Source organism: Actinophytocola xanthii, from assembly GCF_001921205.1.
GTDB classification, from domain to species: Bacteria; Actinomycetota; Actinomycetes; order Mycobacteriales; family Pseudonocardiaceae; genus Actinophytocola; species Actinophytocola xanthii.
The window spans coordinates 1-22,918 of record NZ_MSIE01000013.1 but is presented as its reverse complement, the minus strand read 5'-3'; the positions used below and the strand labels follow the sequence as shown (position 1 = coordinate 22,918).

At 72.7% G+C, this 22,918-nt stretch carries 18 protein-coding genes and 1 pseudogene; 11 read left to right on the top strand and 8 right to left on the bottom strand.

Annotated features, from left to right (window positions below; genetic code table 11):
* Positions 1-41 precede the first annotated feature (41 nt).
* A complete protein-coding gene (locus tag BU204_RS39950) occupies positions 42-602 on the top strand; it encodes a DUF4232 domain-containing protein (RefSeq protein WP_075125073.1) in 561 nt (186 codons plus the stop codon).
* A 64-nt stretch (positions 603-666) separates the two neighbouring features.
* Here the strand turns inward: BU204_RS39950 and BU204_RS08685 are convergent, their stop codons facing one another.
* From BU204_RS08685 to BU204_RS38970, 3 genes are all read right to left on the bottom strand, one after another.
* Entirely contained in the window at positions 667-1,854 is a 1,188-nt protein-coding gene (locus tag BU204_RS08685; RefSeq protein WP_083661132.1) for a murein hydrolase activator EnvC family protein, read from the bottom strand.
* 86 nt (positions 1,855-1,940) lie between these two features.
* Positions 1,941-2,942 (bottom strand): ArsR/SmtB family transcription factor, encoded by a 1,002-nt coding sequence (locus tag BU204_RS08680; RefSeq protein ID WP_075125071.1) that lies wholly within the window; start codon positions 2,940-2,942, stop codon positions 1,941-1,943.
* 93 nt (positions 2,943-3,035) lie between these two features.
* Positions 3,036-4,979, bottom strand: coding sequence for a pectate lyase family protein (locus BU204_RS38970; RefSeq protein WP_143229382.1), 1,944 nt, complete (start codon positions 4,977-4,979; stop codon positions 3,036-3,038).
* 241 nt (positions 4,980-5,220) lie between these two features.
* Between BU204_RS38970 and BU204_RS08670 the strand changes: the two genes are divergently transcribed.
* Together BU204_RS08670 and BU204_RS08665 are read left to right on the top strand one after the other, a co-directional pair.
* On the top strand, positions 5,221-6,486 hold the full coding sequence (locus tag BU204_RS08670; RefSeq protein WP_075125069.1) for a pectate lyase family protein: 1,266 nt from the start codon (positions 5,221-5,223) through the stop codon (positions 6,484-6,486).
* A 114-nt stretch (positions 6,487-6,600) separates the two neighbouring features.
* Positions 6,601-7,113 (top strand): hypothetical protein, encoded by a 513-nt coding sequence (locus tag BU204_RS08665; RefSeq protein WP_075125068.1) that lies wholly within the window; start codon positions 6,601-6,603, stop codon positions 7,111-7,113.
* A 59-nt stretch (positions 7,114-7,172) separates the two neighbouring features.
* On the opposite strand, the gene BU204_RS08660 is transcribed toward BU204_RS08665, so the two are convergent.
* The gene (locus tag BU204_RS08660) at positions 7,173-8,993 is read right to left on the bottom strand and encodes a PQQ-dependent sugar dehydrogenase (protein WP_075125067.1); all 1,821 of its coding nucleotides are present in this window, start codon (positions 8,991-8,993) and stop codon (positions 7,173-7,175) included.
* Positions 8,994-9,191: 198 nt separating this feature from the next.
* Here BU204_RS08660 and BU204_RS08655 point away from each other — a divergent pair, with 198 nt between their 5' ends.
* From BU204_RS08655 to BU204_RS08630, 6 genes are all read left to right on the top strand, one after another.
* On the top strand, positions 9,192-10,004 hold the full coding sequence (locus BU204_RS08655) for an endo alpha-1,4 polygalactosaminidase (protein ID WP_075125066.1): 813 nt from the start codon (positions 9,192-9,194) through the stop codon (positions 10,002-10,004).
* Between the two features lie 120 nt (positions 10,005-10,124).
* Complete coding sequence (gene asnB, locus BU204_RS08650) at positions 10,125-11,966, top strand: asparagine synthase (glutamine-hydrolyzing) (protein WP_075125065.1); 1,842 nt, start codon at positions 10,125-10,127, stop codon at positions 11,964-11,966.
* Entirely contained in the window at positions 11,963-13,390 is a 1,428-nt protein-coding gene (locus tag BU204_RS08645) for an MFS transporter (RefSeq protein WP_075125064.1), read from the top strand. Before asnB ends, BU204_RS08645 begins: the two co-directional genes overlap by 4 nt.
* A gap of 18 nt (positions 13,391-13,408) precedes the next feature.
* A complete protein-coding gene (locus BU204_RS08640; protein WP_075125063.1) occupies positions 13,409-14,125 on the top strand; it encodes a DUF899 domain-containing protein in 717 nt (238 codons plus the stop codon).
* A 5-nt stretch (positions 14,126-14,130) separates the two neighbouring features.
* Complete coding sequence (locus tag BU204_RS08635) at positions 14,131-14,550, top strand: DUF3224 domain-containing protein (RefSeq protein ID WP_158073420.1); 420 nt, start codon at positions 14,131-14,133, stop codon at positions 14,548-14,550.
* Between the two features lie 51 nt (positions 14,551-14,601).
* Positions 14,602-15,066: an RDD family protein gene (locus tag BU204_RS08630; RefSeq protein ID WP_083661131.1), complete on the top strand. Its 465-nt coding sequence runs from the start codon at positions 14,602-14,604 to the stop codon at positions 15,064-15,066.
* Here the strand turns inward: BU204_RS08630 and BU204_RS08625 are convergent.
* Both BU204_RS08625 and BU204_RS08620 read right to left on the bottom strand, forming a co-directional pair.
* Positions 15,059-15,709: a response regulator gene (locus BU204_RS08625; protein WP_075125061.1), complete on the bottom strand. Its 651-nt coding sequence runs from the start codon at positions 15,707-15,709 to the stop codon at positions 15,059-15,061. The genes BU204_RS08630 and BU204_RS08625 overlap by 8 nt on opposite strands.
* Positions 15,709-16,938 (bottom strand): sensor histidine kinase, encoded by a 1,230-nt coding sequence (locus BU204_RS08620; RefSeq protein ID WP_083661130.1) that lies wholly within the window; start codon positions 16,936-16,938, stop codon positions 15,709-15,711. Before BU204_RS08620 ends, BU204_RS08625 begins: the two co-directional genes overlap by 1 nt.
* A 131-nt stretch (positions 16,939-17,069) precedes the next feature.
* Here BU204_RS08620 and BU204_RS08615 point away from each other — a divergent pair, with 131 nt between their 5' ends.
* Positions 17,070-18,761, top strand: a complete 1,692-nt coding sequence (locus tag BU204_RS08615) for an alpha/beta fold hydrolase (RefSeq protein WP_075125060.1) — start codon at positions 17,070-17,072, stop codon at positions 18,759-18,761.
* An 84-nt stretch (positions 18,762-18,845) separates the two neighbouring features.
* Here BU204_RS08615 and BU204_RS08610 read toward each other — a convergent pair whose 3' ends face one another.
* Entirely contained in the window at positions 18,846-20,972 is a 2,127-nt protein-coding gene (locus BU204_RS08610; RefSeq protein WP_143229381.1) for a DUF6351 family protein, read from the bottom strand.
* Between the two features lie 114 nt (positions 20,973-21,086).
* Here BU204_RS08610 and BU204_RS08605 point away from each other — a divergent pair, with 114 nt between their 5' ends.
* Complete coding sequence (locus tag BU204_RS08605) at positions 21,087-21,851, top strand: metal-dependent hydrolase (protein WP_075125181.1); 765 nt, start codon at positions 21,087-21,089, stop codon at positions 21,849-21,851.
* Positions 21,852-21,933: 82 nt separating this feature from the next.
* On the opposite strand, the pseudogene BU204_RS41145 reads toward BU204_RS08605, so the two are convergent.
* A pseudogene (locus BU204_RS41145) lies at positions 21,934-22,918 on the bottom strand (hypothetical protein); the annotation flags it as partial.

Sequence of the window (22,918 nt, the reverse complement as noted above, 5' to 3'; positions counted from 1 at the left end):
ATCACTGTGGAATGTCAATAGCCGCTTGCTACGCTCGCCGGATGCGACGGGTGGTCCTGGCGGTCCTGACGTCGGCCGTGCTCGCCGGGTGTGGCGTGCGCGAGGTGGCGCTGCCGGCCACGCTCGGCCCGAGCACGCCGCCGGCGCCGCCGGTGGTCACCTGCTGGCCGGAGGGCGTCGTGTTCTCGGTCGCCGGCACGGACGCCGCGATGGGGGTTCGGGTGCTCACCGTCGAGATGACCAACTGCGGCTCCGCTCCCTACCCGGTGAACGGCTATCCGAGCGTGCGCCTGCTCGACGAGGGGCGCCGGCCGCTGCCGGTGACGCTCGCCCGGGGTTCGGCGTCGATCGCCGCCGTGCCCGGCTTCGACGCCCCGCCGACACCCATGACCCTGCGGCCCGGCGAGAAGGCCCGTGCGGGGCTGCTCTGGCGCAACCTCGTCACCGACACCACGGTGGACGCCGTGACCGCCGTCCACCTCGAGGCCGCGGCGACCCCGGACGGACCCTGGCGGTCGGTCCCGGCAGCCGACGCCGGCGGCGTGCACATCGACCTCGGCACCACGGGGCAGCTCGGCGTCCAGGCCTGGCAGGAGGCGTGACGCGACGACCCGGTAGGCGTCCGACGTGGACTCCTACCGGGTCGCCGCCCCCAGTGGCGGTGGGTCAGGACAGGTTGCCGGCGACGGGGAGGTCGCCGGCCTCGCCCCAGTTGCTCTGCATGATCACGCCGACGCGGTGCCAGGTCTTGGTGGACGGGCGGAACACGGCGGGCTCGTCCCGGCCGTCGGCGTTCCAGTCGCCGACGAACGGCCGGTCACCCGGCTCGCCCCAGTTGGACAGCAGGACCCGGCCCGGGATGTGCCAGTTGCCGGTCGAGGGCCGGAACACGCCGATCTCGTCGGCGCCGTCCCCGTTCCAGTCGCCGGCCACCGGCCGGTCGCCCGGCTCGCCCCAGTTCTCGGCGAGCACGCGGCCCCGCGCGAACCAGGTCTTCGCGGACGGACGGAACACGGCGACGTCGGTGATGCCGTTGCCGTCCCAGTCGCCGGTCACCGGCAGGTCACCCGGCTCGCCCCAGTTCGAGTAGACGACGCGGCCGGGGGTGTGCCAGGTGCCGGCCGAGGGCCGGAACACGCCGATCTCGTCGTAGCCGTCCCGGTTGAGGTCGGCCGCGAACGGCAGGTCACCCGGTTCGCCCCAGTTGGACGCGATCGTGCGGCCGGGGGCGAACCAGTCGCCGGTGGACGGCCGGAACACGCCGAACTCGTCGACCGCGGTCCCGCAGTTGCGGCTGGTGATCTGCCAGGTCTGCGAGTTGCTCTGGCCGTAGGTGACCCCGTTGAACACCGGCGTTGTCCGCTCGTTGTTCGCATAGCCCCACTCGGCCTGGCCGTCCCCGTTGCGGTCCACGGCCATCTCGAAGTGCAGGTGCGGCACGCCGTTCGAGGTCTCGCCGGTGTGCCCGACGCGCCCGATCGTGGTCCCCCGGACCACCCGGTGGCCGACGCCGACCGCCCGCGACTGCAGGTGGATGTAGGTGGTGAACCACCCGCCGCCGTGGTCGATCTGGATGATGTTCCCGGCGCCGGCGGGGTTGCTGTAGGACTGGTTCACCACCCCCGGCGCGGGCGCCACCAGCTGCGCGCCCTCGGTCGCGCTCGTGGGGTTGCGGAAGATGTCCAGTGCCGGCGCGTGGCCGAACGACTCGGCCCGGATGGCCGTGCCGCAGGGGAACGGCGCCTGGAAGTTCGGGCGGGCCGACGCCTCCGGCGCGAGCACGGTGAGCAGGACGGCTGGCACGGCGGCGATCGTGGACACGGCCAGCGGGTTACGCCATCGCCATCGGCGCATACCGATCAGTCCCTTCGTGGTTGGTGAGTTTCTTCCCACGCCCAAGAAGGGTGACCGGGCCGGCCGTCTCCGGCGAGACCATTCGGTCAAGCCCGAAAGGTCCGGTGCTGGCCGGCCAGCACCGCGACCGCGAGCGGCGTCAGCGTGTGCCGCACGGTCCGGCCGGCCCGCTGGCTGGCGACCAGCCCGGCGTCCCGCAGCACCCCGACGTGCTCGCTGGCGGAGGCGGTCGAGATACCCAGCCGCGCCGCCAGCTCGGTCGAGGTGGCCGTGCCGACCAGTGCGGCGAGCACGGCCGCCCTGGTTCGGCCGAGCAGCGCCTCCAGCGCGCCGCGGCGGCCCGCGCTGACCCCGTCCACCCAGCTCGGCGGGTGCTCGACCGGGTAGACCAGGACCGGCGGCAGGGCCGGGTCGACCAGCGCGACCGGCTTGCCCCAGCAGAAGTAGGACGGGATCAGCAGCAGCCCTCGGCCGCCGAGGTGCACCTCGAGCGGGATCGGGTAGTCGGCGGACAGGACGGGCCGGTCCCAGCGCAGCACCGGCCGCATCGAGGCGAGCATGGCTTCCACACCGCCGTCGAGCAGGGCCGCGCCGCGCAGCGAGCGCTCGACGCCGACCGCCGCCTCCACCTCGTCCCACACCGGGCGGACCAGCGCACCGTGGACGAGGTCCATGGCCTCCGCCAGGTCCTCGAGCACCAGGCGGTCACCGCCGGCGAGCCGGTGGGCCCAGGACGGCAGCCGGCGGGACCGGCCCGCGTAGCCGATGTCCCGCGCCAGCCGCTCCCCCGGCGTGTCCCGGACGGCGGCGAGCCCCGCGGAGAGCCCGTCGCGGGCCTCGGCCGGGGTGAGGAAGTCCGGGAAGTACCCGACCCTGGGCACCAGGTCGCGCAGCATGCCCACGGCCCCGCGCAGCCCGTGCTCGTGCACCGCGGCCCGTGCCCGCCGTTGCCAGCCCGCGAACACGGGAACGTCGGCCGGGTCGGCGCCGAGCCGGTACAGCCCGAGAACGGTCTCCCACAACGGGTCCGGTGCCCTGACCACCCGGACCCGGGACAGGTCGGCGTCCTGGAAGTAGATCCGCAGCACGGGACCCGACCCTACGCGAGGACGGGTACGTCCCACTCGCGCGCGGGAGCGCGGCGTGACCGGCCGGGCCGGTCCGCCGCGCTCGGCGTTCGCTCAGATCTTCCCGGTGCCCGCGCCCGCCATGACGACGGACTTCACGTCCGCGCCGGGGTCGAGCGAGTAGGCGTAGGGGATGGAGTTCACCGTGCCCGCCTGCTCGGGCGCGCCGGAGTTGACGAACACGTTGCCCCGGTGCACGAGGCTGCCGGGGTCCGACTCGAACACGCCGACCGCGAGCGGCCTCGTCACGTTCTCGAAGTAGTTGTTCTCGACGAGAACTCCTGCCTCCACAGTGGAGGCGACACCGTAGTCGGCGTTCGCGACGTAGTTGTTGAACACGTGCACGGGGTTGCCGAACCGGACGCGCGGGTGGCGTTCGGCCGTGCCGTCGTACCAGTTGTGGTGGTAGGTGACCCGCAGGTGGCCGCGGTCCTGACTGCCGTTGCCGTCGGAGTGACCCAGGAGCATGTCCTTGGTCTGGCCGTGCGTGTGGTTCCAGGACACCGTGATGTAGTCGGCGGCGCGCTTGATGTCGATCGTGCCGTCGGAGGTGCCGGAGATGTCGTTGTGGTCGATCCACACGTGGTGCGCCTCCTCCTCCACGTTGACCCCGTCGTCGTCGGAGCCGCGGAAGTTGAGGTTCTGGATGATGACGTTGCTGACCCCGTTCTCCACGGTCAGTCCGCCGCCGGAGAACCCGGAGTTGGCGCCGACGCCGACGATCGTCTTGTTCGAGCCGACCTCGACCATGCCGTCGATCCCGATCGTCCCGGTGACCCGGATGACCTGTCGGGTGTCGCTCTCCACGACGTCGAGGAACTCGCTCTCGGTGTCCACGTCGACGACCTGCCCGCCCTCGCCGCCGGTGGTCCCACCGGCCTGGGTGGCCCACCCGACCAGGCCCTCGGCCGAGGGATCGGTCGGGTCGGGCCCGGGCTGCTGGCTCACCTTCCCGGTGCCGGCCCCGGCCTGGACGATCGACTTCACGTCGCACGCGGGGTCGAGCGTGTAGGCGTACGGCGGGTTCCCGACGCTGCCGCCGGTCTCGCCCTGCTCGGAGTTGACGAAGCAGTTGTTCCGCGCGACCAGGCGGCCGTTGCCGGAGTCGCCCTCGCCGAGGTGGTACGGGTCCTCGACGTTCTCGAAGTGGTTGCCCTCCACGAGAACGCCGGCGTTCTCTGTGGACGCGACGCCGTAGTCGTCGGTGTCGAGGTAGTAGTTGTTGTACACGTGAACCGGGTCGCCGAAGCGCACGCGGGGGTTGCGCTGGCTGGTGCCGTCGAAGAAGTTGTGGTGGTAGGTGACCCGGAGCCGGCCGACGTCCTGTGCCGCGTTGTCGTCGTCGTGCCCGAGCAGCATGTTCTTGTCGGTGCCGTCGGCGTGGTTCCAGGACACGGTGATGTAGGACGAGCCGCGCTTGATGTCCACGCCGCCGTCGCCGCCGGTGGTCCACCGGTTGTGGTCGATCCAGACGTGGTGGGAGAACATCTGCACGTTGATCGCGTCGTCCTCCCAGTCGTTGAAGTTCATGTTGCGGATGATCACGTTCTTCACCGCGTTCGCCGGCGGCGAGGTGATGTCGTCGGACAGCGGCAGGCCGATGTTGAGTCCGCCGCCGGTGATCCCCGAGCCGCTGCCGACGCCGACGATCGTCTTGTTGGAGGTCACGTCGTGCATCGGCCCGGGCAGCGAGAGCATGCCGTTGACCCGGATCACGAGCGGGCTGGTGTTCGCGATCGCGGACAGGAACTCGGCGGGGGTGTCGACGTCGACCGTCTGGCCACCGGCACCGCCCGTCGTGCCGTTCTGCCCCCACTCGTTGACAGTCGCCCAGCCGACGAGCTCGTCGGCCATGGGCCGAGGAGCCGGCACAGGGTCGGCACCGGTGACCGGTGCCGCGACGAACGACCCGAACACCACCGCACCGACCGCGGTGAGCACGGCGAGCATCGAGCCAGCGGGCCGAACCGGCCGGCGTGGTCGAGCTTTTTCGGACATGGCAAACCCTCCCGTGGGAATGCACGGACAATGGACAGTCCTCTTGAGATTCGAGGCGCGTTGCGAATAGGAAAGCGCTTACCGCAAGCTAAAGCCGGAACGGTGTCGGTGTCAAACCATCAACGGGAGCGGGTCTGGGGAACGGAATCCTTCACATGGTTGCCGGAATCGTGCACCCGCGCGTAATTACGCTGCATCTGGTTGGCCTACGGGAAACGTCCGGATCGGCGAAAGGACCGCCATGGGACGAGGTCTGGTATACGCGGCCGCGCTCGTCGTCTGCACCGGCCTCGTCGGCCCGGCGCCGGTCCTCGCGACACCCGCCGCCGCGGCGGCGCCCGCCTTCCCCGGCGCCGTCGGGTTCGGCGCGCACGCCACCGGCGGGCGCGGCGGCGAGGTGTACCACGTGACGAACCTCGACGACTCCGGTCCCGGCTCGCTGCGCGACGCCGTGAGCACGGGTCCGCGGATCGTCGTCTTCGACGTCGGCGGGTACATCGACCTGCGGTCCCCGCTGGGCGTCGCCAGCGACATCACGATCGCCGGCCAGACCGCGCCGGGGGACGGGGTCGCCACCCGCGGCTACCAGGTCTCGACCTCCAACGCGAGCAACGTCGTCATCCGGTACCTGCGCTTCCGGCACGGCCTGACGCCGAACCAGAACCGTGACGGGGTGACGATCAACGAGGGACGCGACCAGATCTTCGACCACGTCTCGGTGTCGTGGGGACGTGACGAGAACTTCTCGATCAACAACAGCACCGGCATCACGGTGCAGCACTCGATCATCTCCGAGGGCCTGGACCCCCACTCCTGCGGCGGGCTCGTGCAGAGCGACGGGGTGACGATCTACCGCACCCTCTACGCGCACAACAAGACCCGTAACCCCAAGGTCAAGGTGCGCAACCAGTTCGTCAACAACGTGGTCTACAACTGGGGGTCCGACGCCTACATCGAAGGCGACTCGGCCGGGCGCAGCGACGCGAACGTGGTGGGCAACTACTTCGTCAAGGGGCTGTCGACCGGCTCGGGCGGTCCGTTCACCCGGGGGAACCTCAACTTCCACATCTTCGCCGAGGACAACCACCACGACGCGAACCGCGACGGCGTCCTCGACGGGGTTCCGGTGACCACCGCCGACCTCGGCGAGGTCGTGGTCGAACCGGCGCCGTTCGCCTTCCCGGCCGCACCGGCGGCACCCGCCGCCCAGGCCTACCGGGGCGTGCTCGCCACCGCCGGGGCGTCGCTGCGCCGCGACGCGATCGACCGGCGGGTGACCGCCGACGTGGCCGCCGGCACCGGTGCGATCATCACCGACCCCGCCGCGGTCGGCGGCTTCGGAACCCTCGCCGGCGGCACCCCGCCCGCCGACGACGACCGCGACGGCATGCCGGACGCGTGGGAGCGGGCGAACGGGCTGGACCCCGACGACCCGGACGACTCCGACGACATCGGCGCGGATGGTTACTCCACTGTGGAGAGATACCTGAACGGTCTTGTCCCCTAGCGTGAACACGCGGGCGCGGATCCCTGGTGACGGCGCGGCTTTCATCACTTGTCACGTTGACCGCGACACGGCGGTGGCGGGACGCTGACGCGCACGCCGACTGGGAGGGGTTCCATGAGAACCAGGGCTCGTTCACGCACCTTCGGAAAAGTCCTCGCGACCGTCGTCCTCACCGCGCTCGCCATCGTCGCCGTTCCCGCGACGGCGACGGCGGCGCCAGAGGGCCAGATCCTGCTCACCAGGGAGTCGTGGGCCACGGGCCCGCAGTACATCATCTGCACCGGGACCGCGTTCCCACCCGATGTCCTCTACAACTCCGGGATCATCCTGACCATGGCGAGGATCGACTGCCGCGAGCCCAACGGGAATCCCGCCAGGGTGGCTGGCCTCGGTGTCGACACCACCATCATGCTGCAGAACGGCACCGTGGCGGGGATGCGGGGCACCATCAGCCAGGCCAACTCCAGCAGGGCCGAGGCGGCGGTGTACGAGTCGTGCGTCTACGGCGCCACCGGCCTGACGAAGACCGCGTCCACCCGCGCGACGTTCACCACCATCGCCCCCGGCTACCAGCCCGCCGTCGCCTCGCTCACCGTCGAGAGCGCGACGATCACCGCCAGCTGCTAGGTACAGCTAGGGCCAGGGCACCCTGCCGCGAGGGGTGAGCCGCGGCAGGGTGCCGACCGTCAGGACCCCAGGGCCGCGACGAGCGCGGGGTACCAGCGGGAGGCGATCTTCTGGTCGCCCGAGGCGTTGGGGTGGACGCCGTCGTAGGTGTCGCTCTGGGTCGAGAAGCCGGTCCACTGGTCGACCACGACCACCGGGGACCGTTCGGTGCTGACCGACTCCGCCCACGCCGGGATCGCCGCGTCGAGGTCGACCACGCGGGCCGCGCACTCGGCGCAGCCGCTCGGGTTCATCGGGATGATCTGCGCGACCAGCACCGCGATGTCGGGGTTGTGCGCCCGCATCTGGTCCACGAGCGTCCGGTACGCGGCGAGGATCGTCGCGGTCGGCCGGTTGCTCCAGACGTCGTTGGTGCCGAAGTGCATCAGGACGACGTCCGGGTCCGCGGCATCGAGCCAGGGCGGTAGCTGGTTCTGCTGGGCCACGGTGGTCACCAGCGCGCCGCCGTGCCCCTCGTGCTCGCCGTCATAGGGAAAGCCGCAGCCCTGCGGTGCCTGGGTGCCCACGAAGTCCACGCCGGTGACACCGTTGACCCGCAGCTGGTCCCACAGCAGAGCGCGCCAGCACCCCGGCGAGCCGGTGATCGAGTCGCCCAGCGGCATGACCCGGACCGGCTCCGGCGCCGCGACCTGCTCGAAGGACACCCTGTGCAGCCCGCCGGGCAGGTCGTTGACCACGTACAGCTCCCCGTTCGCGTCCTCACCGAACGACGTCACCTGGGTGGGGAACTCACCGATCGTGCCGGTCGTGTACGTGCCGTCGCCGTCGGCCCGGATCGCCCACGCCGTGCTCGAGCAGTAGTCGGTCGCCACGTAGGTGCCTTCGACCAGGTCGGCGAACTGCTGACCGCGGTACACGTGGCCGCCGATCACCGAGCAGCCCTGCGCGGAGGACTGGTACTCGAACACCGGGTCGGTGTACTCGACCTCCGGGTCGCAGCGCTCGGGGCGGAACACGGTCGTCCCCTCGCGGCAGGACCAGCCGAGGTTCGCTCCGCCGTCCTCGGGCCCGAGGTGGTCGACCTCCTCGCGCGTGCCCTGGCCGACGTCCCCGATCCACAGTGAACCGTCCGCGTGGTCGAAGGAGAACCGCCAGGCGTTGCGCACACCGGACACCCAGATCTCGGGTCGGGCTCCGGAGACCCCGACGTAGGGGTTGTCCGCTGGCACGCAGTAGGGGCGGGACTCGCAGGACCGGTTGACGTCCAGGCGCAGGATCTTGCCGAGCAGGGTGCCCAGGTTCTGCCCGCTGCCGAACGGGTCGCCGAAGCCGCCGCCGTCACCGAGCACCCAGTACAGGTAGCCGTCCGGGCCGAAGGTGATGTGCCCGCCGTTGTGGTTGCCGTACTCGGCGTGCTCCTGGGTGAGCACGATCTGCTCGCTGCCCGGGTCACCCAGCCTGACCCGGGACAGCGTCAGCGCCCCGTCGGGCAGGCTGGTGTACGCCACGTACACCAGCGACGTCTGGGCGAAGTCCGGCGCCGGCGTGATGCCGAGCAGCCCGCGCTCGTTGTCCGAGCTGTCCACCCGGTCGCGGAGGTCCAGTACCGGGTCGGCGGCCAGCCCGCTGGTGGGGTGGTAGGACCGGACGGTCCCCTGCTTCTCGGTGACGAGCAGCCGGCCGTCGGCCAGGCCAACGACGGTGGTCGGGCGCCGCAGGCCGGAGGCGACCTGGGTGGTGGCGACCCGGACCTGCTCGAGCGGGACGTCCCGGGCCGGCGCGGCCTCGGGTTCCGCCGCTGTCGAACCGGCCCCGAGCAGGGGCAGGGCGAGTGCGGCGCCGACCACCACGCCGGCAAGGCGACTGCGTTGTCGCTGCATTTCCAACTCCTCGGAAGCAGGGGGAATCCGGAGATATTTGGGAGCGCTCCCATAGCGTACGACTCAGGCCCCGCCGGAGCCACCCGCTGACTCCTCGCGCCCGGCCGGAGGGCGGCGCGAAGACCGCGACCGTGAGTCCTGAGGGACGCGGCCTAGGCTGGCCCCTGTCGGACGGCGAAGGAAAGGCCAGCTCAGGTCATGCGGGTGTGGACGGCGGTACGACGGGCGGCGCCGGCCGCGCTCCTCGTCCTGACCGCCTGCGCCGGCCCGGCCGGCACCGACCCCACCCACCCCGCGTTCCCCGAGGACCCGGCGTTCGACTACCAGCTGGGCGGTGCCTACCCGCCTCCGGAGGGGACCGCGGTCGTGGTCCGGGACGCGGCGGCCGACCCCGCGCCGGGGCTGTTCAACGTCTGCTACGTGAACGGGTTCCAGACCCAGCCGGGCGAGCGTGCGGACTGGCTCGCCCACCGCCCCGAGCTGGTCCTGCACGACCCGGCCGGCGACCCGGTCGCGGACGAGAACTGGCCGGACGAGCTGCTCCTGGACACCTCGACGGCGCAGCGGCGGGACCGGATCGCCGAGGTCGTCGGGGAGACCGTGCGGGGGTGCGCCAGGGCCGGCTTCGACGCGGTCGAGCTGGACAACCTGGACTCCTACCTCCGCTCCGGCGGTGCCCTCACGATGGCGGACAACCTGGCCCTGGCCACGGCGTTGATCCGTATCGCCCACGACAGCGGGCTGTCGGTCGGCCAGAAGAACACCGCCGACCTCGGCGTGCGCGGCCGTGACGAGGCCGGCTTCGACTTCGCCGTGGTCGAGGAGTGCCGCCGCTGGGACGAGTGCGACGCCTACCGCGAGGCCTACGGCGGACGGGTGATCGACATCGAGTACACCGACGACTGGCCCGAGCCCGCGCAGGCCTGCGCCGGCGACGGCCCGGCCACGATCCTCCGTGACCGGGCGCTCGTGCCGGCCGGGGAGCCCGGCCACTTCTACCGGCACTGCTGAGTCGCGCCGCTCTCACCGGTTCCGGTGTTGACCACCGCATTCTGGAAGATGCCGTGGACCACCCCCTGCGCCACCGTGGACTCGCGTCCTGTTTTCCACGAGCCCATGGGGAGGTGCGAGATGTGTGGGATCACCGGTTGGGTCTCCTTCGGCCGCGATCTTCGCGGGGAGACCGCAGTCCTGGACGAGATGACCGACTCGATGGCCAGGCGGGGCCCGGACGAACGCGGCACCTGGGTGGACCGGCACGCCGCGCTCGGGCACCGCAGGCTCGCCGTCATCGACCTGCCCGGCGGGCGGCAGCCGATGACCGTGGACACCCCCCGGGGCGCGGTCACGCTGGTGTACTCGGGCGAGGCGTACAACTTCACCGAGCTCCGTGAGGAGCTGCGCGGCCGGGGCCACCGCTTCCACACGCGCTCGGACACCGAGGTCGTGCTGCACGGCTACCTCGAATGGGGGCCGGCCGTCGCGGAGCGGCTCAACGGCATGTTCGCCCTGGCCGTGTGGGACGCGCGGACCCGCACGCTGGTGATGGTCCGCGACCGGCTGGGGGTCAAACCCCTCTACTACTACCCCACCCCCGACGGGGTGTTGTTCGGGTCCGAGCCCAAGGCGATCCTGGCCAACCCGCTCGCCGACCGGGTCGTCGGGGCCGAGGGCCTGCGTGAGCTGTTCGCCTTCGTCAAGACCCCCGGCGACGCGTTCTGGCGGGGCATGCACGAGGTGAAGCCGGGCACGGTGGTCATGGTGGACCCGGCCGGGATCCGCGAACGGACCTACTGGCGGCTGCGCACCCGGCCGCACACCGACGACCAGGACACCACGGTCGCGCGGGTGCGGGACCTGTTCGAGGACATCGTGCGCCGCCAGCTGGTCTCCGACGTGCCCCGGTGCACGCTGCTCTCCGGCGGCCTGGACTCCTCGGCACTGACCGCCGTCGCCGCGGCCCAGCTCGGCGAGCGGGGGGAGACCGTCCGCAGCTTCTCGGTCGACTTCGAGGGGCGCACCGAGGACTTCGTCGAGGACGCCGTCCGCCCCCAGGCCGACACGCCGTTCGCCCACGAGGTGGCCCGCCACGTGGGGTCGGAGCACCAGGACATCGTGCTCGGGGCCGCCGACCACGCCGACCCGGCCGTCCGCGCCGAGGTCCTGCGCGCCCGGGACATGCCGGGTGGCAACGGCGACCTGGACACCTCGCTGTACCTGCTGTTCCGCGAGATCCGGAAGCACTCGACGGTCGCGCTGTCCGGGGAGTCCGCGGACGAGGTGTTCGGCGGTTACCTCTGGTACTTCGACCCGGCCGTCCGGCAGGCGGAGATGTTCCCCTGGCTGGTGCGCTGGGGCGAGTACTTCGGCGAGGACACCGAGGTCCTCACCCACGACGCGCGCAAGGTCCTCGACCTCGACGGCTACCTCCGCGACAGCTACGCCACGGCGGTCGCCGAGATCGAGCGGCTGGACGGGGAGAGCGAGCTCGAGTGGCGGCAGCGCCGGATCAGCCACCTGCACCTGACGCGGTGGGTGCGGGTGCTGCTCGACCGCAAGGACCGCACGAGCATGGCGACCGGGCTCGAGGTCCGGGTGCCGTTCTGCGACCACCGGCTCGTCGAGTACGTCTACAACGCACCGTGGGCGCTCAAGACCTTCGACGGGCGGGAGAAGAGCCTGCTGCGGGCCGCCACCGGGAGCATGCTGCCCCGGTCGGTCCTGGAGCGGGCCAAGGCGCCCTACCCGTCCACTCAGGACCCCGGCTACGCGGCCGCGCTGCGCGCCAACGCGAAGGACCTGCTCGCCGCGCCGGAGCACCCGGTCTTCGAGCTGGTCAGCTACGACTGGCTCGAGGCGAAGGTGCGGGAGCCGGACCCGCAGACCACCTACGCCGCCCGCTCGTCGCTGGAACGGGCGTTGGACATCGCCCTGTGGTTGGACACCTATCGGCCGAGAGTGGAGCTGACATGACCCCCGATCCCCGACGCTGGAAGGCCCTGTCCCTGCTGTGCGTCGCCAGTTTCTTCATCACGCTCGACTCGCAGATCGTCACGCTCGCCCTGCCGTCCATGCAGGAGAACCTGGGCATGAGCGGCCCGGGCGCGCAGTGGGTGCTCAGCGGCTACCTGGTCAGCTTCGGCGGGCTGCTGCTGCTCGGTGGCCGCTGCGCCGACCTGCTCGGCCGGCGCCGGGTGTTCATGGCCGGCACGCTGCTGTTCCTGGTGAGCTCCCTGCTCTGCGGGCTCGCCTGGGCGCCGGCCGTGCTCATCGCCGCCCGGGTGGTGCAGGGTGTCTCCGCCGCGGTGATGGCGCCCAGCGCACTGTCGATCCTGATGACCACGTTCCAGATACCGGCCGAGCGGAACAAGGCGCTCGCCGTCTGGTCGGGCACGATGGGGTTCGGGGCCAGCGCCGCGCTGCTGATCGGCGGTCCGATCACCGACTTCCTCGGCTGGCCGTGGATCTTCTTCATCAACATCCCGGTCGCCGCCGCGCTGTTCGCCCTGTCCCCGCTGCTGCTGCGGGAGAGCCGGGCCGAGGGCGACCGGCGCGGGCTCGACCCGGTGGGAGCCGTGACGATCACGGCCGCCCTGGTGGCCGCGGTCCTCGCCGTCGTCGAGGCGCCCCGGGCCGGCTGGACCGCCACGACCACGCTCGGGCTGCTCGCCGCCGCGGTCGCCCTGCTCGCGGTGTTCGTCGTCGTGGAGCGGCGTGCGCCGGCCCCGCTGGTGCCGCTGCACGTCTTCCGGGCCCGCGGGATGGTCGGCGGCAACCTCGTCATGCTGCTGCTGGGCGCCTCGGCCTTCGGCGTGGCGCTCGGCGCCTCGCTCTACGGCCAACAGGTGCTCGGCTACTCGGCCGTCGCGTTCGGACTCGGCTTCCTGCCGATGACCCTGGTCAACATCGGAGGCTCCGCGCTCGCCCAGTCCGTCGTGGGCAGGGTCGGGGTCCGGGCGGTGGCGGTCGGCGGGCTGGTCCTGGTCGGCGTCGGCGCGCTGCTGCTGACCGGGGTGTCCGAGCGGGGAACCTACTGGGGCGACCTGTTCCTCGCACTGGTGGTCTTCGGTCCCGGCCTCGGCGCGTGCTTCGTCGCGTCCTCGATCGCCGCGCTGAGCACCGTCCCGCCCCGGGAGTCCGGGCTCGCCTCCGGCATCAACACGGCCGCGTTCCAGATCGGCGGGGCGCTCGGGGTCGCGGTGGTGACCTCGGTCAGCACCGCGTTCGCGAGCGGTGACACCCCGCGCGCCGCGCTGACCGAGGGGCTGGGGGCCGGCTTCGGCGCGGTCGTCGTCTTCGCCGCGGTGGCCGTCGCGGTGGCGGTCACGCTGCTGCGGCCGGCACCTCGGGCCAGGATGGAGACGCCGGCGGAGGAGCCGGTGAGCAACCAGGCCTGAGCAGGAGGAGGAACGGCTGTGGAGCTGCCGAGGATCACCTCGCGCGAGGAGTGGCTGGTCGCGCGGAAGGCGCTGCTCGAAAGCGAGAAGCGGTTGAGCCAGGAGCGGGACCGGGTGGCCGCCGAGCGGCGCGAGCTGCCGATGGTGGAGCTGGACAAGGAGTACGTCTTCGAGGGGCCCGCCGGGCGGTGCACGCTGCTCGACCTGTTCGAGGGCCGGCGCCAGCTCATCGTCTACCACTTCATGCTCCCGCCAGGAGCCGACCACGTCTGCCCGGGGTGCACGTTCCTGTCCGACAACATCGGGCACCTCGCCCACCTGCACGACCGGGACACCTCGTTCACCGCGGTGTCCCGGGCACCGCTGGCCGAGATCACGGCCGTCAAGGAGCGCATGGGCTGGACCTTCCCCTGGCACTCCTCGCACGGCAGCGACTTCAACTACGACTTCCACGTGTCGCTGGACCCGGCCGTCGCTCCCGTGGAGTACAACTACCGCAGTGCCGAGGAGCTCGAGGAGGCCGGCCTCGGCTGGATCCTCGAGGGCACCGACTGGCACGGGCTGAGCGTGTTCCTGCGCGACGGCGGGCGCGTCTTCCACACCTACTCGACCTACGCGCGGGGTACCGACCTGCTCAACGGCACCTTCAACTACCTCGATCTGACACCGCTCGGCCGCCAGGAAAGGGGTTTCTCGTCCCCGTCCCGGTTCCGCGAGCCCGACACGAGAGGGTGACACCCGTGACCGCGACCCACACCGGCTTCGCCGAGGGCACCGTCGAGGTGGTGAGCTACGCCGACCACCCGCTCGGCCCACCGGACCCCGGCGGAACCGAGCTGCTGTACACGCTCACCGAGTTCCACTACACGGGCGGGATGGAGGGCACCGGCTACCACGCCTACCTCCAGCGGCTCACCCCCGACTCCGGGCCGTTCCGGGTGATGGCGAGGGTGGTCGGCAGCCTCGGCGGCAGGCCGGGCACGTTCGTCACCGAGGGCGCCGGCACGCGGCTGCCCACCGGGCCGGTCGACGTGGACTGGCGCATCGTCGAGGGGACGGGGACCGGCGAGCTGGTCGGCGTGACCGGCACCGGCACGGTCACCACGACCGAGGAAGGCGTGGTCAGGTACACGCTTTCCTACGCGTTTCCCGGGGGCTGAGGCGCCCGCCCGACGCGCGGTCTGCCCGGCGGGTTGGCATGATCCGTTGGTGTGGCGGCGATCGCGGACCCGGGGACGCAGGTTGTGCTGCGGCGGTTCCTGCAGTACGTGCTGGACCGCCTGATCGTCTTCATGGCCGCGCTGGTCGCCGCCGCGCTCTGCGTCCGGGCCGCGATCCCGCTGATCGTCTCGGGCGCACCGCCCATGCTGTTCTTCTGGTTGCCCGTGGGCGGTTTCGTCGTCGGGGCGCTCGCCGCCACGGTCTGGGTCGAGGTGGTGGCGCCGCTGCGCTCCGGCGGCGCCACCCCGGCCATGGGCTGGCTGGGGCTGCGGATCCAGACGGTGCGGGGCAACCCGCCCTCGCTCGGCGACCTGCTGCTGCGCTCGCTGCTGTTCGCCGTCGACGGGCTGCTGATGGGTCTGGTCGGCGCGGTGTTCATCGCGCTCACCCCCCGGCACCAACGGGTCGGCGACATCGTGACCAGAACCGTCGTCGTGCGGGCCGACCTCAGCTGACCAGGCCGCGCTGCCAGGCCCAGACAGCGATCTCGGTGCGGTTGCGGGCTTCCAGCTTGGCCTGCACGCTCGCCAGGTGTGACTTCACCGTGGACAGGGAGATGTGCAGCCCGGCGGCGATCTCGGCATTGGTCCGGCCGCGGGCGACGGCCAGCACGACGTCGAGCTCACGCGCGGTCAGCGGCACGTCCACCCGCCCGCGGTCGCGCCGGCCGGCCCGCGCGAAGTGGGCCAGCAGGCGCACGGTCACCGACGGCGAGACCATGGCCTCCCCCTTCGCGGCCGCGAGCACGGCCTCGACCAGCAGTCGCGGACCGGCGTCCTTGAGGAGGAACCCGCAGGCCCCGGCGAGGAGCGCGGCGTAGACGTTCTCGTCGATGTCGTAGGTGGTCACGACGACCACGCGGAGCGGGTCGGCGACGTCCGGACCGGCGAGCAGCTCGGTCGCGCGCAGACCGTCCAGCCCCGGCATCCGCACGTCCATCAGGGTCACGTCCGGCCGCAGGGCCCGGGCCAGCCGCACCGCGGACTCCCCGTCGGTGGCTTCGCTGATCACCTCGATCCCCGGCTCGGCGTCCAGGATGAGCCGGAACCCCGTCCGCACCAGGGCCTGGTCGTCGGCGACCAGCACTCGGATCGACATCAGACACCCCTCGGCAGGTTCTGGAACGGCGCGTTCTCCGGCCCCAGCGGCAGTCTGGCGGTGGTGTGCCACCGCCCGCCGGAATTCGGCCCGGCGGCAAGCGTCCCGCCCAGCGCCGTGACGCGCTCGGTCATGCCGGTGATGCCGTAGCCCGGCGGGCTCGCCGGCCCGGCCGACCGCCCGGTGTCGTTGCTGACGTCGAGCACGAGGTCGTCCTGCTCGACCCGAACCTCGACCCGGACCTTCGTCTCCTGTGGACCGTGCCGGACCGCGTTGGTCACCGACTCCAGCACGACCCGGTGCACGGTGGCAGCCAGTTCGGGCGGCACCCGCAGCGTCTCCAGCTCCTCGGCAACCCGCACGGCGGCGCGGCCGGCGGCGGCGGCGCGCACGACGTCGCCCAGCCCGGAGCCGGGCGGCGGGAGGATGTTCTCGTCGCGGCGCAGCATGCCCACGAGGGTGCGCATCGCGGCCAGCGCGTCGGCGCCCGCGCGCTCGATCTCCCCGTAGACCTCGGCCGGGTCCTGCTCGGGCGCCGCGGGGTTCCCGTGCAGCGACCGCGCGGCCTGCGCCCGCACGACGATGCCGCTGATGTAGTGGGTCACCAGGTCGTGCAGCTCCCGCGCCAGCTGGAGCCGTTCTCCCGTGCGCACCCGGCGCAGCTCCGCGCGGTGGCGGCTGTCAGCGTCGCGCAGGACCAGCCCGACCGCCAGGGCGACACCCCACAGCAACGCGGCCGGCGCCGCGAGCAGCGCCGCGGGCGAGCCGACGCCGAAGCGCACGACCGGCGCGGCGACGACCGCCGCACCCGCGAGGAGCGCGAGCGTGACCGCCCGTCCCCGTGGCAGGCGCCGGACACCGGCACCGACCAGCAGGACGACCGCGAGCACCTCGGCGACCACCGGCTGGCTCAGCTGTCCGATCCCGACGAGCTCCGCGACCGCACTGGCCCCGGTGTCCAGTACGGAGAGGCCGACGACCGCCGCCCCGAGCCAGCCGATCCGGTGCGGGAAGCGGCGGCGCAACACGGCAAGGATGGCCATCGCCGTCCCCGCGTAGGGCACGACGCTGACCAGCAGCGTCGCACCGATACCGGTCGGGCGACCGTCACCGAGCGCCAGCACGGCGTCCAGTACCGACGCCGCGACCAGCACGGCGACCTCGGCCGCGAACACCCCGCGCCGCGTCGGTGTCGCCTCGGGTGCTCCGACCACCGTCGGGGTAGCCATGATCGAAGCCTATTGCCGAGTGGAATCGCTTGCACGCCAACGGAAATCCAGATCGTACTTTCGGCCGATGGCTCCGGTCACCCCGGCACTGGTGGGATCGGGAGGTCCTGACCTGAACCGAGAGGAGAACCGTGCGCCGTCTCATCGGGGGCACGTTGACCGCGGCCGTCCTGCTCACCGGAGTCGCGGTGCCGGCGGGAGCGGCCGTCGACCCGTTCGACACCTACGACAACCAGCAGCTGGTGTGGGGCCCGTGCCAGTTCGAGCCCGTGGAGTCCGCGCCTCCCGCCGAGTGCGCGCTCGTCACCGTCCCCCGGGACTGGGCACGGCCCGGCGCCGAGCTGCGGGTCTCCATCAGCAGGGTGGCGGCGACCGGCGAGCGCCTCGGCGCACTCCTGGTCAATCCGGGCGGACCGGGTGTGCAGGGCACCTCGCTCGCCCCCGCGGTCGCCGCGTTCCAGCCGTCGGTCGCCCAGCGCTACGACATCATCGGGATGGACCCGCGCGGCACCGGGCAGGAGGGCAACGCCGACCTGCCGGGTTTCGCGTGCGAGGTGCCGAAGGACCGGCTCTCGACGTGGACCGACCTGGACGCGCGTGACCGGTCCCGGGACAGCATCGCCGAGCACCGCAAGGCGCCCAGGGCCTACGCCGAGGCCTGCCAGAGCGAGGCGCTCACGCCCTACGTCACCACCTGGCAGACCGCGCACGACATGGAGCTCGTCCGGCGGCTGCTCGGCGACACGACGCTGAACTACCTCGGCTACTCCTACGGGACCTGGCTCGGGGCGAAGTACGCCTCGCTGTTCCCCGACAGCGCCGGCAAGCTGGTCCTGGACTCCAGCGTCAACTGGCAGGGCAGGCTGCAGGCGGCGTTCGAGGACTGGCCGATGATCAACCAGCGACACTTCGAGGACATGTTCCTGCCCTGGATGAGCCGGCAGTTCCCGGAGATCGTCGGCGCCACCCCGCAGGAGGCGGCCAGCACGTGGGAGCGGGCGCGTGCCTACGTCCCGACCGTCGGCGTCGCGCCGGACACCTACGACAGCGTGTTCACCGGGATGGGCAGCCAGATCAGGTGGGTCTTCGGCGCGCTGCTGTTCACGCTCGCCGCTCAGGAGATGAACGGTGAACAGCCGCCGCCCGCGTCCTCCTCGGCGGTGTCGGGGCGGCTGGACACCATGGCACGCGAGACGTTCGGGGTGCCGATGTCGGAGCTGACCGTGCGGCGGGTCGCCGCAGCGCTGGACGAGGACGACTACCTGCTGGTGAGCGGCACCCGGTACGCCGTCGCCTGCGGGGACCAGGTCACGCGCTCGGCGGCCTGGTACAGGAGGCTGAGCGACCGGCAGGGGCCGCGCTACCCCCTGTTCGGGTGGGCCTACGGCCTCGGTGAGCCGTGCGGCTACTGGTCCGACGCCCCGCGCCAGGCCCTGCCGACCCTGCCGCGGCGGGTCGCCGGGAACGTGCTCGTGATCCAGGGCGAGCTCGACCCGCAGACCGGGTACGAGCAGGCCCGCGCGGCGGTGCGCGCCGCGCCGGGGGTCAGCATGGTCTCCGTCGACGACGCCGCCTACCACGGCCAGTACGCGTTCGAGGAGAACCCGTGCGTGGACGGCATGGTGAACGTGTTCCTGCTGCGCAACTCCCGCCCGGGCAACGCGACCTGCCCCGGCGTCCCGCTGCCCGGCGAGTCGCGGGTGTACCCGGTGGACGGCCCGGTCGAGAGTGGACCGGCGTCGCGGTCCGCGGCCCGCACACCGCCCTCGCGGCTCCAGGAGGAGGTGCGCGACCGGATCTCGACCGGCAACCGCCCCTTCTGAGGCAGGTACGTCGGATCTCCTGGCCGCCCGGTCCCGGTTTCGCGGGACCGGGCGGCATCTCTCAGACGCGGTGGAGCAGCCCGCTCAGTAACGCTGCCACGTACCGGCCGGCCGGGTCTGCTCGACGCCCGGCCGGCCGTAGTCACACACCCCGCTGGGGAAGGCGCGGCGCAGCTGGTCGCGCTGCGCGGCGGTGAACCGGACCGGGTAGTCGTCGAAGGAGATCGGGCGCAGCCGGCAGGCGAGCCTGGTCATCGCGAGGTCCTCGCCGGCGGCGACCCGCGGGTTCGTCGACAACGGGTACAGCTGGGCGCACCGACCCGTGCCGGGGTGCTCGAGCGGCTCGCGCACCCGCTCCCCCGAGGGCAGGTAGCAGCCGTCGCCGAGATCGGCCGGGCGGTTGGCCACGACCTTCGCGGCCCGGTCGCGGTCGGAGGGGTCGGCGCGGATCGCGGTGAGCCAGCGGTCCATCGCGTCCAGCTCGTAGGCCAGGGCCTGCGGCTGGTGGCTGGGCGCGTTGATGATGACGACCTGGTTCGCGGCCGTGCCGTTGGACGCGCGCAGCCGCTCGCGCATCACGAACGACATCTCCGCGGTGTGGATGTCGGCGACCTGCCCCGCCCGGTCGAGGTACGTGCGCTGGTCGATGATCGGCGTGTCGCGCAGGCCCTGGCCGGCCGTGTTCAACAGGTCGCTGCGGTAGGCCGCGGCCAGCGCCCTGCGGTCGGCAGCCGTGCGGTGCCCGACCCGCGCGCCGAGGATGTTGTACCCGCCGACGCCCGCGTTGAGGGCGACGAACTGCTCGGCGGAGATCGCGCCGGACTCCAGCGCCGCCAGCCCGTACTGCACGCCCGTGTTGTCCAGGACCGAGCGGACGAACCCCGTCCGGGGATCCCGGCCGAGCTGGTTGACCCACTGCTCGGCGGCCGAGCACCGGACCCCGCGCGGGTTGGTCGTCATGTCCCAGCGCGCCTCCACCGGGATCGCCGGCGGGCAGCTGCCGGTGGGCGTGCTGCGGTTGAGGAACGTCGCCTCCCAGGACCGACACGTGCTGTAGCTGCCGTAGCCGGACACCGCCCGGCGCTGCTCCTCGGTGAACGAGGCTCCCTGCCCGGCGAAGAAGGCGTTCAGCAGCCCGCAGTCGGTCACCGACTTCGTCACGGTCAGCGGGTCGGGGTAGGAGACGCCGGGGACGATGCCGTCCAGGATCCCGGGGTAGGCGTCGGCGATGTCGTACTGCTGGATGCCGCCACCGGAGCCGCCCCACCCGATGGTGTGCATGATCGGGCCGTAGACCTCGGCGAACCGCTCCTTGACCATCATCGCGGTCTCGGCCGAGAGGACCGGACCGCAGTTGTTGTCCAGCACGTTCAGGGTGGACGAGGCGACCCCGTAGCCGCGGGACAGGAACAGGTCGTTGAGCACCCAGCCGGTCACCGCGCCCTGGTGGTGCCCGCCGTTGCAGCCGCCGCCGAAGGTGTAGACGAGCTTGCCGTTCCAGCCGGGCTCGAAACCGGGGGCCGTGGCGGAGGGATCGGCGCCGTACAGGGCCGCCGTCTCGTAGACGGCGCGGTTGATCGTGCCGGTCTCGAGCCGGATCACGTAGGGCACGGTGCGCCCGTCGACCGTGGCCGTCGCCAGGTCGGCCGGGCGGTCCGCCGGGTCCGCCAGCGGGCGGAACTCCCCGCCCGTCGTGCGGTAGCGGTAGGCCACCGTGGTCGGCGCGGCACAGTCGGGCTGCTCGGCCGGCTCGAGGCCGAAGGCAGTGGTCTCACAGAAGAACGGCCGCTGCTGCGGGCCGGAGAACACCGGGCCGGTGCGGTCGCGGTTGGTGACCGACAGCATGGTCAGCGCCAGGCCGGACCGCGCGATCACGGTGTTGCTGCCCTCGCGCAGGCCGGTGACCAGCCCGAGCAGCGACCCGTCCGGCTGGGCGGTGAACCGCGAGGTGACGTCCCGGCCGTTCGCGCGGACCCGCAGGTCGGGACCGACCCCGCCGCGGGCGCGGACCCGCAGGAGCACGTCGCCCCCGCTCACCAGGTTGGCGTCGAGCGCGGACGCGGTCTCGATGCTCAGCCGCCGCGCGGCGGACTCGGAGGTCGCGCTGGTCGAGCCGGCCAGCACGCCCACCCCGGTGACCGCCGTCACCGCCACCGCGCAGGCGAGCCAGCGGCGCGCGGATGTCCTTGGCTGGAAAGGAGGTTCGGCCACGCTCGGATCCTGCCACCCGGCCGCCGGTCCGTCGAGCCGCGGCGTGGCGCACCGGTTCGCCGGCCCGTGCTCGGTAAGATCATCTTCGGTGCCGTGTCCCGGGGGGAGCCGACGATGATGGGTCACAGCCACGCGCTGACCGGCTGGTGCGCCGGCCTGGTCGCCGCTCCGATGGTCGGGCTGCACACGCTGCCGGAGGTGATCCCGTTCGCCACGGCGGCGGCGGGCTACGCGCTGCTGCCGGACCTGGACCACCCGCACGCCACGGCGTCCCGGTTCCTCGGCCCGGTCACCCGGCTGCTCTCCACGGTGCTGCGGGCCTGTTCGCGCGGGCTGTACTCGCTGACCAAGGGCCCGCGCGACGAGCGGTGCCGGGGCACGCACCGGCACCTGACGCACACGGTGGCGTTCGCGGTGTTCCTCGGCTGGCTCGCCGCCGGGCTCTCCGAGCTGGGCGGCGGCTGGACGGTGGGCGGGATCATCGCGTTCGGCCTGCTCCTGGCCGCCGACGTGCTCGGCGACTGGCTGCTGGTGGTGGCGGTGACAGCGGCCGGCTTCACCGCGTACTTCGGCGGTCTGGACGACGCGCTGACCGCGTCCACCGGCTGGGTGGGGGCCGCGATCACGATCGGCTGCGTCGCACACTGCCTCGGCGACGCGGTGACCAAGTCCGGGTGCCCGTTCCTGTGGCCGATCCCGATCGCCGGCGAGACCTGGTACGAGCTGCGCCCGCCGAGGTGGCTGCGCTTCCGCACGGGCGGGAACGTCGAGCGCCTGCTGGTGGTGCCGGTGTTCACGGTCGCGGGCGTGCTACTGCTGCCCGGCGTGTGGGGCCAGATCATGTCGGTACTGAGCCGGTTCTCGCCGCCGAGCGGCTGACCGCCTCGGAGCACGGCGGCCGCGGCGACGGGACTGGCTGCCCCGGTTTCGCGGCCGCCGTGCGGGACCCCGTAGCGCAGGCCTACCGGGCTGGCCGCCTGGGCGTCGGGATCTCGAACAGAGCCTCCTGGTGGGGGAGGTCGAACAGCGTGGCCTGCATCGGGTCGACGGGCGTCGGTCCCTCTCCCGCGGCGTGCCCGTTCGCCGCCGCCGCCTCGGCCGGGTAGGTCGCCGAGGACGGCGCCCCACCCGCATCGCCGACGAGCTCCGTGGGCAGCGCGACGATGGCGGGCGGTTCGCCGGCGGACAGATCCGCGGCAGGCGCGTCCGTGGCAGCCGCGTCCGTGGCAGGCGCGTCCGTGGCAGGCGCGTCCGTGGCAGGCGGGTCACCAGCGGCCAGACCCGGGACGGGCGGCTCGCCGGCGGACAGGTCCGTGGCAGGCGAGTTCGTGGCAGGCGCATCCGTGGCAGGCGCGTCCGTGGCAGGCGGGTCACCAGCGGCCAGACCCGTGACGGGCGGCTCGCCGGCGGACAGGTCCGTGGCAGGCGAGTTCGTGGCAGGCGCATCCGTGGCAGGCGCGTCCGTGGCAGGCGGGTCACCAGCGGCCAGACCCGTGACGGGCGGCTCGCCGGCGGACAGGTCCGTGGCAGGCGAGTTCGTGGCAGGCGCATCCGTGGCAGGCGCGTCCGTGGCAGGCGGGTCACCAGCGGCCAGACCCGTGACGGGCGGCTCGCCGGCGGACAGGTCCGTGGCAGGCGAGTTCGTGACGGGCGGGTTCGTGACGGGCGGGCTGGCGGCGGGCAGGCTGGCGGCGGGCGGCTTGGGGGCGGGCGGCAGCGCCGGGGGTGGCGGGGTTGGCGGCTGGCTCGGCGGCTGGGCGGAGCCCGGCTGCCACACCGGGTGCGAGGTCGGGCCGGGGGGCAGCGGCATGGGGTGCCAGGCCGGGTAGGGCGAGGGGCGCGGGGACGGGCGCGGGGTCAGGCCGACCAGCGGCGCAGCCGCGGTTCGGGGCGGTTGGTAGGGCTGCGGGCCCCAGGCCGGCGGTGCCTGGCGCGGGGCGGGGACG

Excerpts from the sequence above, each read along its gene's own strand:
- BU204_RS08645 (WP_075125064.1), top strand. The coding sequence starts at position 11,963 with ATGACCCCCGATCCCCGACGCTGGAAGGCCCTGTCCCTGCTGTGCGTC.
- BU204_RS08670 (WP_075125069.1), top strand. The coding sequence starts at position 5,221 with ATGGGACGAGGTCTGGTATACGCGGCCGCGCTCGTCGTCTGCACCGGC.
- BU204_RS08665 (WP_075125068.1), top strand. The coding sequence starts at position 6,601 with ATGAGAACCAGGGCTCGTTCACGCACCTTCGGAAAAGTCCTCGCGACC.
- BU204_RS08625 (WP_075125061.1), bottom strand. The coding sequence starts at position 15,709 with ATGTCGATCCGAGTGCTGGTCGCCGACGACCAGGCCCTGGTGCGGACG.
- BU204_RS08655 (WP_075125066.1), top strand. The coding sequence starts at position 9,192 with ATGCGGGTGTGGACGGCGGTACGACGGGCGGCGCCGGCCGCGCTCCTC.
- BU204_RS08620 (WP_083661130.1), bottom strand. The coding sequence starts at position 16,938 with ATGGCTACCCCGACGGTGGTCGGAGCACCCGAGGCGACACCGACGCGG.
- BU204_RS08660 (WP_075125067.1), bottom strand. The coding sequence starts at position 8,993 with ATGCAGCGACAACGCAGTCGCCTTGCCGGCGTGGTGGTCGGCGCCGCA.
- BU204_RS38970 (WP_143229382.1), bottom strand. The coding sequence starts at position 4,979 with ATGTCCGAAAAAGCTCGACCACGCCGGCCGGTTCGGCCCGCTGGCTCG.
- BU204_RS08605 (WP_075125181.1), top strand. The coding sequence starts at position 21,087 with ATGATGGGTCACAGCCACGCGCTGACCGGCTGGTGCGCCGGCCTGGTC.
- BU204_RS08685 (WP_083661132.1), bottom strand. The coding sequence starts at position 1,854 with ATGCGCCGATGGCGATGGCGTAACCCGCTGGCCGTGTCCACGATCGCC.
- BU204_RS39950 (WP_075125073.1), top strand. The coding sequence starts at position 42 with ATGCGACGGGTGGTCCTGGCGGTCCTGACGTCGGCCGTGCTCGCCGGG.
- asnB (WP_075125065.1), top strand. The coding sequence starts at position 10,125 with ATGTGTGGGATCACCGGTTGGGTCTCCTTCGGCCGCGATCTTCGCGGG.